This window comes from Microbacterium oryzae, from assembly GCF_009735645.1.
GTDB classification, from domain to species: Bacteria; Actinomycetota; Actinomycetes; order Actinomycetales; family Microbacteriaceae; genus Microbacterium; species Microbacterium oryzae.
On the sequence record NZ_CP032550.1, the window covers coordinates 1,918,076 to 1,931,820 of the forward strand.

12 protein-coding genes and 2 tRNA genes are annotated in these 13,745 nt (G+C 66.2%); 3 read left to right on the forward strand and 11 right to left on the reverse strand.

Features of this window, described 5'->3' with window-relative positions; genetic code table 11:
• Positions 1 to 25 precede the first annotated feature (25 nt).
• The 8 genes from D7D94_RS08945 to D7D94_RS08980 all read right to left on the reverse strand — a co-directional run bounded on the left by D7D94_RS08945 (position 26) and on the right by D7D94_RS08980 (position 8,919).
• The gene (locus D7D94_RS08945; protein ID WP_246171744.1) at positions 26 to 1,258 is read right to left on the reverse strand and encodes a Gfo/Idh/MocA family protein; all 1,233 of its coding nucleotides are present in this window, start codon (positions 1,256 to 1,258) and stop codon (positions 26 to 28) included.
• Complete coding sequence (locus D7D94_RS08950) at positions 1,255 to 2,073, reverse strand: SDR family oxidoreductase (protein WP_156242283.1); 819 nt, start codon at positions 2,071 to 2,073, stop codon at positions 1,255 to 1,257. Before D7D94_RS08950 ends, D7D94_RS08945 begins: the two co-directional genes overlap by 4 nt.
• Positions 2,073 to 3,806 (reverse strand): GMC family oxidoreductase, encoded by a 1,734-nt coding sequence (locus D7D94_RS08955; RefSeq protein WP_156242284.1) that lies wholly within the window; start codon positions 3,804 to 3,806, stop codon positions 2,073 to 2,075. Before D7D94_RS08955 ends, D7D94_RS08950 begins: the two co-directional genes overlap by 1 nt.
• Positions 3,803 to 4,351: a gluconate 2-dehydrogenase subunit 3 family protein gene (locus D7D94_RS08960; protein WP_216648650.1), complete on the reverse strand. Its 549-nt coding sequence runs from the start codon at positions 4,349 to 4,351 to the stop codon at positions 3,803 to 3,805. The genes D7D94_RS08955 and D7D94_RS08960 overlap by 4 nt, the downstream gene beginning before the upstream one ends.
• Before the next feature lie 24 nt (positions 4,352 to 4,375).
• A complete protein-coding gene (locus D7D94_RS08965; RefSeq protein ID WP_156242285.1) occupies positions 4,376 to 5,236 on the reverse strand; it encodes a sugar phosphate isomerase/epimerase family protein in 861 nt (286 codons plus the stop codon).
• Between the two features lie 66 nt (positions 5,237 to 5,302).
• Complete coding sequence (locus D7D94_RS08970; protein ID WP_173024266.1) at positions 5,303 to 6,298, reverse strand: substrate-binding domain-containing protein; 996 nt, start codon at positions 6,296 to 6,298, stop codon at positions 5,303 to 5,305.
• 138 nt (positions 6,299 to 6,436) lie between these two features.
• Complete coding sequence (locus D7D94_RS08975) at positions 6,437 to 7,462, reverse strand: ABC transporter permease (RefSeq protein ID WP_173024267.1); 1,026 nt, start codon at positions 7,460 to 7,462, stop codon at positions 6,437 to 6,439.
• A 41-nt stretch (positions 7,463 to 7,503) separates the two neighbouring features.
• Positions 7,504 to 8,919, reverse strand: a complete 1,416-nt coding sequence (locus tag D7D94_RS08980) for a sugar ABC transporter ATP-binding protein (protein ID WP_216648651.1) — start codon at positions 8,917 to 8,919, stop codon at positions 7,504 to 7,506.
• Between the two features lie 302 nt (positions 8,920 to 9,221).
• On the opposite strand from D7D94_RS08980, the gene D7D94_RS08985 reads away from it, so the two are divergent.
• From D7D94_RS08985 to D7D94_RS09000, 3 genes are all read left to right on the forward strand, one after another.
• Entirely contained in the window at positions 9,222 to 10,397 is a 1,176-nt protein-coding gene (locus D7D94_RS08985) for an ROK family transcriptional regulator (RefSeq protein ID WP_173024268.1), read from the forward strand.
• Between the two features lie 113 nt (positions 10,398 to 10,510).
• Entirely contained in the window at positions 10,511 to 11,050 is a 540-nt protein-coding gene (locus D7D94_RS14450) for a hypothetical protein (protein ID WP_246171960.1), read from the forward strand.
• Between the two features lie 318 nt (positions 11,051 to 11,368).
• Positions 11,369 to 12,061: a tyrosine-type recombinase/integrase gene (locus D7D94_RS09000; RefSeq protein WP_173024269.1), complete on the forward strand. Its 693-nt coding sequence runs from the start codon at positions 11,369 to 11,371 to the stop codon at positions 12,059 to 12,061.
• 20 nt (positions 12,062 to 12,081) lie between these two features.
• Here the strand turns inward: D7D94_RS09000 and D7D94_RS09005 are convergent.
• The 3 genes from D7D94_RS09005 to D7D94_RS09015 all read right to left on the reverse strand — a co-directional run bounded on the left by D7D94_RS09005 (position 12,082) and on the right by D7D94_RS09015 (position 13,690).
• Positions 12,082 to 12,173: transfer RNA gene (locus D7D94_RS09005), tRNA-Ser, on the reverse strand.
• A gap of 61 nt (positions 12,174 to 12,234) precedes the next feature.
• Positions 12,235 to 13,548, reverse strand: coding sequence for an LCP family protein (locus D7D94_RS09010; RefSeq protein ID WP_246171745.1), 1,314 nt, complete (start codon positions 13,546 to 13,548; stop codon positions 12,235 to 12,237).
• 57 nt (positions 13,549 to 13,605) lie between these two features.
• Positions 13,606 to 13,690, reverse strand: a tRNA-Ser gene (locus D7D94_RS09015).
• Positions 13,691 to 13,745 lie beyond the last annotated feature (55 nt).

Genomic DNA, 13,745 nt, shown 5'->3' on the forward strand with positions numbered 1-13,745 from the left:
GCTGGACCAACCTAACCAAGTACTACTAGGAGGGCACGACCTCGGTCTCGCCCTCCCAGGCCGGCTCGCGTCCCTCGTCGAGAGCTACATCGAACGGCCTCTGATCGCTCAGCGTCCACTCCGGCAGGTAGGTCTTCTGGCCACCGTTGACGGCCGACTCGTGCGACAGGATGCCCGCACACGTGATGTTCGCCGCCTGCACCGCGTTGGGGAACGTCTCCCCCTCGCCGGCGACCGCCATGAGCAGCGCGTGGGCGAGATGCGGGTGCGATCCCCCGTGACCGCCGCCCTGCACGAACGACCGGTGCTCCGACTCGCCCTCATCGGTGTAGACGCCCGCGGTCGTGAACGACTGGATTTCGGCGGGCAGCTGGCTCGCGAAGTCGGGCACCTCGATCCGCTCGGCACGCTCGCCGAGGTAGACGACGTGCGAACCGTCCTCCGTCTGCGACCACTCGAAGGAACGGATCGCACCGTACGCGTCGAAGCTCTCCCGGTACTCCCGGGCGACGGCCCAGAGATGCCGGGTGACCTCCGCGCCCAGATCGGCGTCGAGGAACTTGATGTGGGTCGACTCGATCGCGAACGGCGAGCCGTAGGCGGACTTCATCCGCTCGAAGACCGAGCCCGATCCGAGCGCCTGGACGTACTCGGCCTGGTGGCGGCCGAGCGCGAGCGTGGGGCTGATCGCGTGCGTCGCGTTGTACATCGGCGGCATGCCGTCCCAGTACGACGGCCACCCGGTCATGTCCTGGTGGTGCGAGGCGCGCAGGAACTGGAGCTTGCCGAGCGCGCCCGAGCGATAGAGGTCCTGGACGAAGAGGAACTCACGGCTGTACACCGTCGTCTCCATCATCATGTACGTCAGGCCCGTGCGACGCTGGGCGTCGACGATGCGCTTGCAGTCCTCGACGGAGATCGCCATCGGAATGGTGCAGCCGACGTGCTTGCCCGCCTCCAGAGCGGCGACAACATGGTCGGCGTGGAACTGCAGCGGGGTGTTGATGTGGATGATGTCGATGGATGCGTCGGCCAGCATCCGGTCGTAGTCGGTGTAGCGGACTTCCACGCCGTACCGGTCCCCGACCTCGTCGAGCTTCGATTGCGTGCGCTGGCAGATGGCATACATCTCGGCATTCGGGTGCCGCTGGTAGATGGGGATGAACTCCGCACCGAATTCCAGTCCCACGATGCCCACTCGGTACACGTCCTTGGTGGCCATGTTCTCGTCCTTTCCTGCTCCGACGGAGCTGCTCACTTCTTCGTTTCTCCCGCGTCGACGGTCATCGCGAGCCCGGTGACGCGGCGCGCCTCGTCCGACAGCAACCAGGTGACCGCTGCCGTGACGTCCTCGATCTCGACGTTCCGCGCGATCAGCTGTCGCTCGCGGAACCCGCTCAGCAGTTCCTCACGCGGAATCCCGTTCAGCTCGACCATCGCGGTCGTCATGTCCGTGTCGACCCCGGCGGGGTGAACGGAGTTGCACCGGATGCCGTAGGGTCCAAGCTCCGCGGCGAGCGCTTCCGCCAGCCCCACGAGACCGGCTTTGGCCGCCACATAGTGGCTGAGTCCGGGCACTGCTTTGATCGCGACCCCTGAGCCGATGAGGACGATGGATGCGTTCTCCGCCCTCTGCAGCAGATGGGGCACGACCGCACGACAGGTGTAGAAGGCCCCCGACAGCGTAACGTCGATCATCGTGCGCCAGTTCTCGACGGGGAGCTCCCACGTGTTGTGGAAACGGTCCGTGATGCCCGCGTTCACCACGAGGTGGTCGATCCCGCCGAGCCTCTCGGCGGCGGCATCGGCGGCCGCTTGGAGCCCGGCGGGATCGCGCACGTCGACCTCGAAGACCTCGGCGGAGCGACCGATCGCGCGCACCTCCGCGGCCACGGCGGCGAGGTCGGCGCTCGTCGCGGTCGGATAGGGCGGGTGATCGATCGCCCCGGCGCCTCCGAGGTCGACGAGCGCGACATCCGCTCCTTCGCGGGCGAGCCGAAGCGCGTGGCTGCGACCCTGCCCACGACCCGCGCCCGTCACGAACGCGACCCGGCCGCTGAAGCGGTCACCCACTATGCGACCATCGGCGTCGAGCTGGCGAGCCGGAGACCGTTCGAGGCGAGCAGACCCTCGGCGCTCAGATACGCGAGTGCCTGCACGGTCTGGTTCGGGTTGTATCCGCCGTAGCTGACGAACTGGCCCCCGCCGACGGCGAACAGGCCGCGGCACTCGTGGACCTCGCCGTACACGTTCGTCACCGATGTCGCCGGGTCGAGACCCATGCGGTGCACACCCACGTCGTGGGTCGACAGGTGGTACGGCGGCCGCGGCGAGTCCATCCAGTACTCCGTCGCGCCCATCTCCTTCGCGATGCGCTCCTTGTACCGACCCATCAGAGTCACGGAGTTCGCGTCGTGGTCCTCCCAATCGTGCGTGATGCGCAGGGCCGGCTGACCCCAGCGGTCCTTGACCACCGGGTCCAGGTCCGCGTAGTGACGCGCGTAGGGGAAGTTGGTGGTCTGCGAGTACATGCGGTGCATGTGACGGTACTTGTCGCGCATCCAGTGCTTGAACTCGAGGCCGAACTTCGCGACGCCCGGGTTGATGTTGTGATACGCCTCGATCGGCTGAAGGTCACCGGTGACGCTGATGATCGGCGATCCCCACAGCACACCGAGGTCGTTGTCGGGAACGAGCTCGGAGGTGTAGTCGTCGATCGCGCTGGACGCGTTGAACGTCCCCATGAACGGGTTGGTGACCTCCGGCAGCACCGAGGTGAACCAGCCGAAATTGTGCGTCATGAAGTGCTGACCGACCTGACCGTTCGAATTGATGCCGGAGATGAGCATCAGCCGAACGTTCTCGAGCGCGTACGCCGTCAGCACGACGGTGTTCGAGAACACGTCGTGCGTCTCGCCGAGCGCGTCGACGTAGGTCACCCCGCGCACTTCGCGCCCGTCGGGAGAGCGGTTGATGCGCAGCACCCGGCTGCGCGCGCGGAGCTCGAGGTTGCCCGTGGCCTTGGCCGCGGGCACCGACGTCACCTGTGTCGTGGACTTCGCCTTCACATGGCACGGGAAGCCATGGCAGAACCCGCAGTTAACGCAGGCAGGACGACCCCGATACTCCTCGGAGTTGATGGCGAGGGGCTGACGGAACGGATGCAAGCCGAGGCGCTCCGTCGCCGCCACCCACGGCACGTCTCCCGGCCCCTGTGCGACAGGCGGCATCGGGTAATCGCGCTCACGGGGCGGGTCGAAGGGATTTCCGCCCTCCTGGAGCACGCCCCCGACGTTCCCTGCCCGCCCGGAGAGGCCCTGCTCCTGCTCGACCCGCTCGTAGTAGGGCTCGAGGTCGGCATAGCTGATCGGCCAGTCGGCGAGCGAGGACCCCTCCGGCAGCGCGGCCTCCCCAAACCTCTCCGCGATGGCCGACCGCATCCGGAAATCCGCCTCGCGGAACCGGTACGCGGCGCATCCCCAGTGCAGGGTCCCGCCCCCCGTGCCGATCGAGGGCAGGCCGTAGAGCGGCTCGTCGGTGCCGAGCGCGCCCGCCGACCAGGGCAGTACACGCGCGGTCGACGATTCGTTCGGACGCCACGTAACAGGATCGACGTTCACGCCGGCCACGATCGCCCCGCGCTGGTAGTAGCGCAGTTCGTCCTGCTTGACCATGAAGTCCTCCTGCGTGTAGTCAGGACCCTTCTCGAGTGCCAGCACGTGTGCACCGGCCTTGGTCAGCTGCTCGGCGATGATTCCTCCGGCCGAACCCATTCCGACGATGATCGCGTCGTATTCCGCTCTCATTTCATGCTTCCTATCCGGGAGTACAGATCCTTGACGGTGAGGATGGGGATGCTCGTAGAGTCCACCCCGGGGTGCATCTGCTCCGGCGTATACCCCCATTGCGCGCCGGGGAAGCCCACCAGCTTCCAGCCCACGACGTCACGATTGCCGCCGTAGGCCGGATCGCCGAAGAACCCCTGCACAGTGTGTTCGCGGACGATGCGGTAGAACTGCCCGAGGAAGGCGTCCGGTCGAGCGCCGCTGAGCTCGTCGAGCTCTGCGATGACCGCGAGCTGCTGCTCGCCATCGAGGTCGAGATATGTGGCTCCCGCGGTCTCCACGGCGAACGCCTCGAACTCCGCGAGCCCCTCCCGGTAGACCGGCTGAAGGTCGCGCATGAACCCCGACAACGCACGGTCGATGTACTCCGTGACCCCGGCTTCCCGCGCCCCCGGCGACCCCTCCTCGGAGGGGATGATGTGGCCGACGATCGCGTCGATGGTCGCGGCTTCCCGCGGATTCAGGAAGAGAAGGGCGAAGTCGGGGTGAAACGTCGACCTGGTCATCATCACTGCCTTTCGTCGTTCGGACTACGCGCTTGGGTTCGCGCGGGCTGCCAGCTTCTGCTCGACGAGCGGACGCAAGTACTCGATGGAGGTGCGCGCGTCTTCGTCGGGCTCGATGCCACGGCGGTGGAATCCGGTCTCCATCGTCAGGAACCCGTCGAACTCCACATCGATCAGTGCGTCGATCAGGGACGGGAAGTCGCCCACACCAGACCCGGGGGGAAGCCGGTCGTTGTCGGAGATGTGGATGTGCTTGAGGTTCTCCCCCATCTTGTAGGCGTAGTCGCTCAAGACCTCCTTGTTGTACATGATGTGGAAGGTGTCGAACATGAGCTTCACGTTGGGGCGGTCGACGTCTTCCATCAGCTCAATCGCGTCGTCGGCGCTCATGCACAGGTTGGTGTCGTGCGAGGTCGGCTCGATCACGAGCGTCACCCCGGTGTGCGCGATCGCGTCGGCGACCTCGGTGAGAACCTCGCGGCTCCACTTCCAGGCCTGACGACGCGTGGTGCCGAAGATGATCCAGCCGGGCAGGTAGATGAGGGTCTTGCCGCCCCACTGCGCGGTAATCTCGGCGAGCTCCTTATAGTGTTCCACCGTCGCGCGGCGCTCTTCGATGTACGGCGAGGCGGGGTTGTTCCCGGGCCCCCCGGACGGAGCGGGCAGCATGCTGGAGAGCTGGAGGCCGTGCTCGTCGAGGAGTTCCCGCACCTGCTTGCGCCGGTCTGCGCCGAGGTGCGGAGGGTAGGCGTGCGGCGCAGCGGCGCCGATCTCGATTCCGTCGTAGCCGAGTCCCGCGATGCGCTTGATCGTCTCGTCGAGGGTGTAGGCCGGAACCCAGACGAAGAAGCTGGAGTAGGCCCAGGTGTTGTAGGAGATCTTCATTGCGTGTGTCCTTTCAGGGAGAAGTGTGGGGCCGGACGCTCACCGACGCATCCTGCCCCGGCGCGATCACTGGGGAGCGCGCCCCGTGTACTCTTCGACGTTGTCGGCGTTGATGAGGGTCGAATCGAGCACGATGCGCTCGTCGATGGGCTCGCCGGCGCACAGCTTCGCGGCGGCGATGACCGACTCCTTCACGACGAGCGGGTATCCGACTGTCGCCGCGTACTCCCCCGCCTGAACGAGGTCGAGGGCGCCCGACTCTCCGTCGATCCCGTAGACCTTGATCTCGCCCTCGCGACCGGCCTCCTTGATGGCCTGGATGGCGCCGAAGGACATCTGGTCGTTGTGCGTGAAGACGGCGTCGATCTCGCCGGAGCCGTATCGCTGGAGGAAGTCCTCCATCACCTGCAGACCTTCGGCGCGATCGTAGTTCGCCGTCTGGGTGGCGATGATCTCGACGTTCGAGCCCTCGAGGGCCTGGCGGAATCCGTCACCGCGATCGATCGTCGGCGATGCGCCCAGGCTGCCCGCGAGTTCGACGACGCTAGCGCCGTCGGGGAAGTCGGCGACGATGGCCTCGCCGCTCACGATTCCGGCCTCGACGTTGTCGGACCCGATGTAGGTCGACATCTCGGTGTCGACGGCGCGATCGGCCGCGATCACCTGGATGCCGGCGGCGGTCGCTCGGTCAACGGCCCCGGCCAGTGCCGCTGCGTCCTGCGGGGAGATGATCAGCACGTCGATGCCCTGCGCGATCATGTCGTCGACCTGACCGGACTGGACCGTGGAATCCCCCTGGCCGTCGCTCACGGTGATGTCCATGCCCGGGAAGAACGCTTCCGCGAACTCGGGGATCTGCTGCGTCGACTTCGCGCCGTACGGGAAGGAGGCGCTGCTCCACGAGACGCCGACCGAGCAGTCGATCGACGCGGGGTCCGCCTCGAGCGCGAGCTGCTCCTGGCACTCCTCGCCGCAATAGATGCTCGGAGCGAGTTCGTCACCGACCGCCTCGTTCTCCGATGTGGATTCTGCAGACCCGCTCGACGTGCAACCCGCGGTCATCAGGGCGATGGAACCGATGGCCGCCGCTAGGACGAGCCGACTTCCTCTGTTGTTTCTCAGGGCGTGCATCGTTGCACCTTTCTTCTTGGCGGTGGTGGGGGATCTTCTCGTGAGCCCGGGGCTCGGGGAAGTGCTTCGCTACATGCCTGCCATGGCGCCGCGCGTGTCGTCTGAACCGGACTGGGGCGAGGTCGGCTTCGCTCCCGATTTCGGCGCGGACTCCTTCCTCTCGCTCATTCGTCGCCTCGTCGCCTGCACCGCGACCAGCACGGCGATGACGATGACGACGCCCTTGACGATCTGCTGGTCGAAGGGCGAGATGCCGATCAGGTTCATGACGTTCGAAAGCACCGCGAGCAGGAGAGCGCCGAACACCGTCCCGACAGCGCCGCCGGTGCCGCCCATCAGGCTCGTCCCGCCGATGACGACCGCGGTGATGGCGTCGAGGTTCGCAAGGCTGCCTGCGGTGGGGTCGCCGACGCCGAGTCGTGACGCCGTCATCACTCCGGCCAGCCCCGCGCAGAGGCCGCTGATCGCGTACGCCATGACCAGCGTGCGCTTGGTGCGTACGCCCGAGAGGCGTGCGGCCTCGAGGCTTCCGCCGATCGCGTAGATGTAGCGACCGAAGGAGAGATAGCGGAGCACCAGGATGCCGACGATCGCGACGATGACGAACACGAGGAAGGGCCCAGGGATGCCGAGCACGTTTCCGCTGCCGATCACCCGGAAGATCTCGGCCGCATTGCTGAACTGCTGGGGTCCGCCGTTGGTCAGCCGCAGCGACAGTCCCTGGATGGCGACCATCGTCGCCAACGTCATGATGAAGGGTTGGATGCCCAGAACCGCGACGCCGATCCCGTTCAGGATGCCGACGCCGACGCCGACGAGCAACGCGACGATCATGGCGAGGGGGACGACCATTCCGTTGTTGATCAGCATGGCGGTCGTGACACCCGAGAGCGCCAGGATCGATCCGACGCTCAGGTCGATCCCGCCGGTCAGGATGACGAACGTCATCCCGATCGCGATCACCCCGACGATGGCCGACTGACGGCCGACGTTCAGGAGGTTGCTGGGCTGGAAGAAGGCCGGGACGAAGATCGCGACGAGCACGACGATCCCGATGAAGATCACGATGGGGAGCCAGTTTCCGCGTACCTTCATCGACAAAGAACTCAAGGCGCCGTTGCCTGCGGTAGACGTGTTCATCGGTTTCCTCCCACTGCGTGGAACATGATCTCTTCTTCGGTTGCGGTCGCGCCGTCGAGCTCGGCCGCGATCCCGCCGTGATACATCACGAGGATCCGGTGACTCAGCGCAAGCACCTCGGGCAGCTCCGAGGAGATGACGATCACCGCACGACCCTGCTCACAGAGCGTCTGGATGAGCTCGTAGATCTCCTGCTTCGCACCGATGTCGATGCCGCGTGTCGGCTCATCGAGGATGAGCACGTCGGCCCCCGCCTCCAGCCACTTCGCAAGCACGACCTTCTGCTGATTGCCCCCGGACAGGGTGCCGACGGGCGCGCCGACGTCGCCGGCCTTGATGCGCAGCTTCGTGACGTACTCGGCCGCGGTGCGGCGATCGGCCGCGGGCTGAGACCGCACGGCTCCGCGCTTGAGCATCCGCACGATCGGGATGTTGGCGGCTGTGGAGAGCGCGATGAACAGGCCCTGGCTCTTCCGCTCCTCGGGGACCAGCCCGATTCCGGCACGGATCGCCCGCAGTGGACTGTTGATCGTGGTCTTGGTGCCGGCAACGGCGACCGTGCCGCTCGTGATCGCATCCGCGCCGTAGATAACGCGCGCGAGTTCGGTGCGTCCCGCGCCGCGCAGGCCCGCGATGCCCAGCACCTCCCCCGAACGGACGGAGAACGAGATGTCATCGAGCACGCCCGCGCGCGAGAGGTTCTTCACCTCCAGCGCCACGTCCCCGAAGGACTGGTTGACCGCACGAGGCGCCCGGGTGAAGTCCCGGCCGACCATCTTCGAGACAAGGTCGTCATGGTCGGTCTCGGAGATCTTTCCGGCTCCGGTCAGCTTGCCGTCCTTCAGCACGACGTAGCGATCCGCGAGCCCGAAGACCTCTTCAAGGCGGTGCGAGACGAAGATTACGCTGACCCCGCGCTCCTTGAGGCCGTGGACGAGCGCGAGAAGATGGTCGACGTCCTCTCCGCCGAGAACCGCCGTGGGCTCGTCGAGGATCACGATCTGCGCCTTCCTGTGCAGCGCCTTCGCGATCTCGAGCATCTGCTTCTCCGCGATGCCGAGCTGACGCACCTTCATGGTTACGTCGACGGCCAGTCCGAGATCGCTCAGGAACGCGGCAGCTTCCTTGTTGGCCGCCCGCCAGTTGATGATCCCCTTTCCGGGGTACGCCCCGAAGAGAAGGTTCTCGGCGACCGAGAGGTCAGGGAAGAGGCTGAGCTCCTGGTAGACAGTCGCAATGCCGAGGTTTTCCGCGGCTGCGGGACCGCTGATCGTCGCGCGACGTCCGTTGACGAAGATCTCGCCGGCGTCCGGAGCATGGGCACCTGAAAGTATTCGGATCAGCGTGGACTTCCCGGCTCCGTTCTCACCGATCAGAGCGACTACCTGTCCGGGCTCGATACCGAAGCTCACGTCGTCCAATGCCTGGACTCCGAGGAAGTGCTTTGAGAGCCCTTTCACCTCAAGTCGGAGCGTCATCGTCGACCTCTTTCGTTCGGCAGTCGTCTGTGACCGTCTTATTGCTGACTCCCTCTACCGTAGGTAGAGTCGCAAACAGAAAAAAGCGCCCGAATAATTTTCTTTTCGGCATAATTCGGGGCTAGTGAAGGGTTGAAGCCACGCCAATGGGGACACTATGGACAGAAGTTCAGCTTCTAAAGCCGGACCGGAGCCTCGCACCCGATGCACATGCCGCCCGCAGCGTCATCGCTCGGATGATCGCAGACGGCGGACTGGTAAGCCGACGGGAGATCGTAAGAGCGACGGGGCTCGCGCGGTCGACGATCGATGGGCACCTCGCCGTCTTGCTCGAGAACGGCCTCATTGAAGTCGGCGGTCTTGGCGGGGGTAATCTCCGGGGCCGACCCGCCCAAGTTTTCAATATCAGTGCAGCCAAGGGGGTAGTGCTGGTGGCCGATGTGTCGATCGAGGTCACCCGCCTGGCGCTGACCACCTTGGACAAGGTGGTCGTCGAGCGGCGCGACATCGGTGTGCACGTCGAAGTGGGCCCCTCGGTGCTGCTCGACACCATCTGCGACGCCTTCGTTGAGATGCTGCACGCCAACTCGCTCGTCGCCGACGATGCCTTGGCGATATCCGTCGGACTCCCCGGGCCGGTCGATTCGCGTCGCGGCTTTGCCGTTCGCCCCCCGCTCATGCCGGGGTGGGACGGCTTCAGCGTCTGCAAGTACATGGCGGAACGCTTCGTCTGCGACGTCATCGTCGACAACGATGTCAACCTGATGGCACTGGGCGAGGCGCGCGCCGACGGGGGCGCCCACCTTCCCCTGCTAATGATCAACATCAGCACCGGAGTCGGCGCCGGATTCGTCAGTGAAAGCGGTCTGCTGTTACACGGGGCTGATGGGGCGGCCGCAGACATCGGCCACATACAGATGCGAGACATGAGCGACGTACTCTGCAGCTGCGGGAACCGCGGATGCCTCGAGGCGATCGCATCAGTCGGTGCCATGGCAGATCGCGTGTCGGAGGCGCTCGCCACTCCCATCGTGTCAAAGGATCTCATCAGTCGGCTCGTGCTTGGCGACGCCACGACCGTGAGTGTCGTGCGGGAGACCGCCGCGACGCTCGGGCGAGCGATCGCCGACCTCGTGAACTTCTGCAATCCGGCCCGGATCGTGATTGGAGGAGATGTCACCGAGTGCACCGAAGACGTGCTCTCGCAGATCCGGAGTGTTGTGTACCAGCAGGCTCAACCGCTGGCAACCCGCGACCTCTCCATCACGCATAGCTCGCTCGGAAACGAGGCCGGACTTATTGGCGGGATGATCTCGGGCATCGAGCAGGTGCTCTCGCCCCGCGGCATCCAATACCTTACCCGTCCGGCCGACTCCACGATGCTTCCGCTCGGGCTGCAGATCGGGGCCTAGGTGTACTGATGTCGCGCGTCAGACTATGTGGCAGGGCTGTTAGTTGAGTAATGAACGGAGAGTCCGACATGGGAAGACCACCTCAGATTCCGGTGGAGAAGAAGACGAGGACCGTGCTGAGCGTCCTCGCTGATGAGATCACGATCGCGGAGGCTGCGAGGCGTGAGAAGGTGTCCGAGCAGTCGATCGGGCGGTGGAAGCTGGACTTCCTCGAGGGCGGGAAGACCGCGCTGGTCGCGGGCAAGTCCGGCCCATCGACCCGGGAGCAGCAGCTCGAGGACGAGGTCGCGGAGCTGACGCAGGCTCTCGGTGAGGCCGCGGTCGAGATCCGGGTGTGGAAGAAGAGCGCGGAGGCCGGCTGGGCCCTTCGAGGACCTCGAGGTGATCCGCGTGGATGCGGGCATGCCGACCGCGAGGTTCGTGAAGCTGATCGGCGTGCCCGAGCGGTCGTATCGCCGCTGGCAGGCGAAGGCTCGCGTCGGCGCCTGGCCGAAGGGTCCGTGGCCGCAGCCGGCGAAGGACGCCGCCCGGCCGCTGGCGACAAAGCACGCGCTGGCGAAGCCGGAGTGGGGTCACCGGAAGATCTGGGCGCTGACCCGGCACGACGGGCACCGGGTGTCGCAGGCGACCGTGCTGCGGCTGCTGCGCGATGACGGGCTGATCCTGCCCTCGGAGTACCAGGAAGCAGCGCCGCCAGCTCGCGAAGGACCGCAAGGCGGCGATCGCGAGAACCCCGACCGGGCCGAACCAGGTGTGGCAGCTGGACTTCAGCGAGTTCGAGACCACCGAGGGTGGGACCTGGCGGATCGCGGGGTGTCGGGACTGGTTCTCGAAGCTGGAGCACCCGTTCCATGTGTCGCCGACCGCGAACCAGTACGACGCGATCGCGGCGATCGAGCTGGCTCTCGCCGAGTACGAGCGCGTTCGCCGAAGAGCAAGGCCTGCTCCAACAGCCGCACCCGGTGCGTGCGATGAAGAAGATTCCTGAACTCGGCACGATTGCGCAACGCTCACTCAAGCTCAGCGAGATCCCGACGGCGCAACAGGTTGCGGCCGCGATTGCAGCCCTGCGCGAGCGACGCTCCGACATCGCGGATCTGTTCGAGTTCATGGCTCTGACCGGCGTTCGCTGGGGCGAAGCCCGAGCTATACGCGTCCACTGGCTCAGTGAAAGCAGCTTCGCTCAACTCAACGTCGAGCGCTCGCACTCGGACGGGTACGCCGAGAAGGCGCCGAAGTCGTGGCGCGGCAAGAGATCCATCCCCCTCTCACCTCGCGCTCTCGAGATCTTCCGCACACACGCTGCCGAAAAGCAGCCGACGGACTATCTGTTCACGAACCAGCAAGGTGGACAACTCAAGGTAGGCATCGCACGGAAGTTTCCGCTCGGCTTCCGTCGCCACGCGCTCCGACACTTCGCCGCATCCACCTGGCTGCGGCTCGGCGCTCCCGTCAACGAGGTCGCCGAATATCTCGGTGACGACCCCCGCACGGTTCTCACCGTGTACGCACACATCCTCGGCGAAGAACAGCGCCATGGTTTTGCTCAGCGGCTGGCCGCCGCAGAACAGACTTTTCAAAAGTCCGTTCACTCCACGTACACTTCGGGCTCAAATGAGGCCCCGAGCGCCCCTTACGCGAAGCAAGAGCGCATCGGAATTTAGACACCTGATCAGGGATTCTTTGGCGGAGACGGAGGGATTTGAACCCTCGGTCCCCATAAGGGGACTCCACCTTAGCAGGGTGGTGCACTAGGCCTGACTATGCGACGTCTCCAGCGCCTGCGAACAGGCACAGGGACCATCCTAACGGGTCTGAGCCGGTGTCGCGAACCAGCTCAGCCGGCGCCGTTGGAGCAGGTGACCTGGCTCGCGTCGGAACCGTGCACGTTCGCACCCAGCTCGCCGTCCGTGGGGGCCTCCGTCGCACCCGGCGTCGCCGACGGGTCGACGGGCGCCTCGGTCTCGACGGGAGCGCCGGTGTCCTCGGGAGCGGGCGTCTGCGTGCCGTCCTCGCCCTCGGCGAGGATCGCGCCGCCGCCGGTGTCGCCGGTGAGCTCGAGCGGCACGTTCTGCTCGAGCGCCGCCCACAGCGCCTCGGCCGACGCGTAGTCGGGGGCCACGCGGTTGACGTCGTACGGGTCGTCGACCACCGGGTACTGCACGAACGTGAACTCGTTCAGCGGCACGTCCTTCGCCGCCATCGCGATCTGCACCAGCGTGACCGGATTCGTCAGGCTCGACGACGGGTCGACGTTCTGCAGGGTGGTGCGCGCGAGCGTGAGGAGCGTCGCGGGGTTGGTCAGCACCTCCTCGCTCGTGAGCTTGCGGGCCAGCGCCGACATGTAGACCTGCTGGTTGCTGATGCGCCCGAGGTCGCTGCCGTCGCCGACGCCGTGGCGGGTGCGGAGGAACTGCAGCGCCTCGACCCCGACGAGGGTGTAGTTCTCCGACGGCGGGATGGCGAGGCCGGTGTGCTCGTCGTAGATGCCCTTGCCGCCCACGCAGACGTTCACGCCGCCGATGGCGTTGGTGATCTCGATCACGCCGCCCCAGGTGACCGTCGCGCCGTAGTCGATGGTCTGCCCCGAGAGCTGCTCGATCGTCTTCACGATGCAGCCGAGATCGCCGCGGTAGTACGCCTCGTTGAGCTGGCTGCGGGTGAGGGCGGACGCGACGTCGCCCTGCGGGTCGGTGCACTCGGGAGCCTCGACCATGAGGTCGCGGGGGAAGCTGATGACGGTCACGCGCCGCGGCTCGGGTGAGATGTGCACGAGCATGTTGACGTCGTTCAGCACGCTGTCGCGGGAGTCGGGGTCGTACGCGGCGTCATCCGGGCAGCGGCCGCCGAAGTACTGCTTGTACTCCTCCTCGCACGCGTCGAGGCCGGCGAAGAGGATGTTCACGCCCTCGTTGTCGAGCGCGCCGATGTCGGGCGGCGAGGCGTCCTGCCCCTCGAGCACGACCGCGTCGGCGCTGAACGTCGAGCCGAAGTCCCACGCGGCGTAGCTCGCCACGCCCACGCCGCTGACGAGGAGCACGGAGACCGCCACGCCGAGCACGCGCAGCAGCTGGCGGAGCGGACTCGGCGAGGTCAGCCGGCCGTGGCGCGCGATGGTGCGCCGCGTGTCGTGCTTCCGGTTGTCGCTCACTCGCGTCCTCTCGGGCTGGACGGTGGCCGCCCGCGCCCTGACGCGAGCCGCCTTCCGCGGAGGGTGTGGGATTCGAACCCACGGGACATCTCTGCCCACCGGTTTTCAAGACCGGATCCTTCGGCCGCTCGGACAACCCTCCGTGCCCGCGCGAGCGCGGACGGCGTCGAGTCTAGTGGAACGGCCGTCCCGCTATT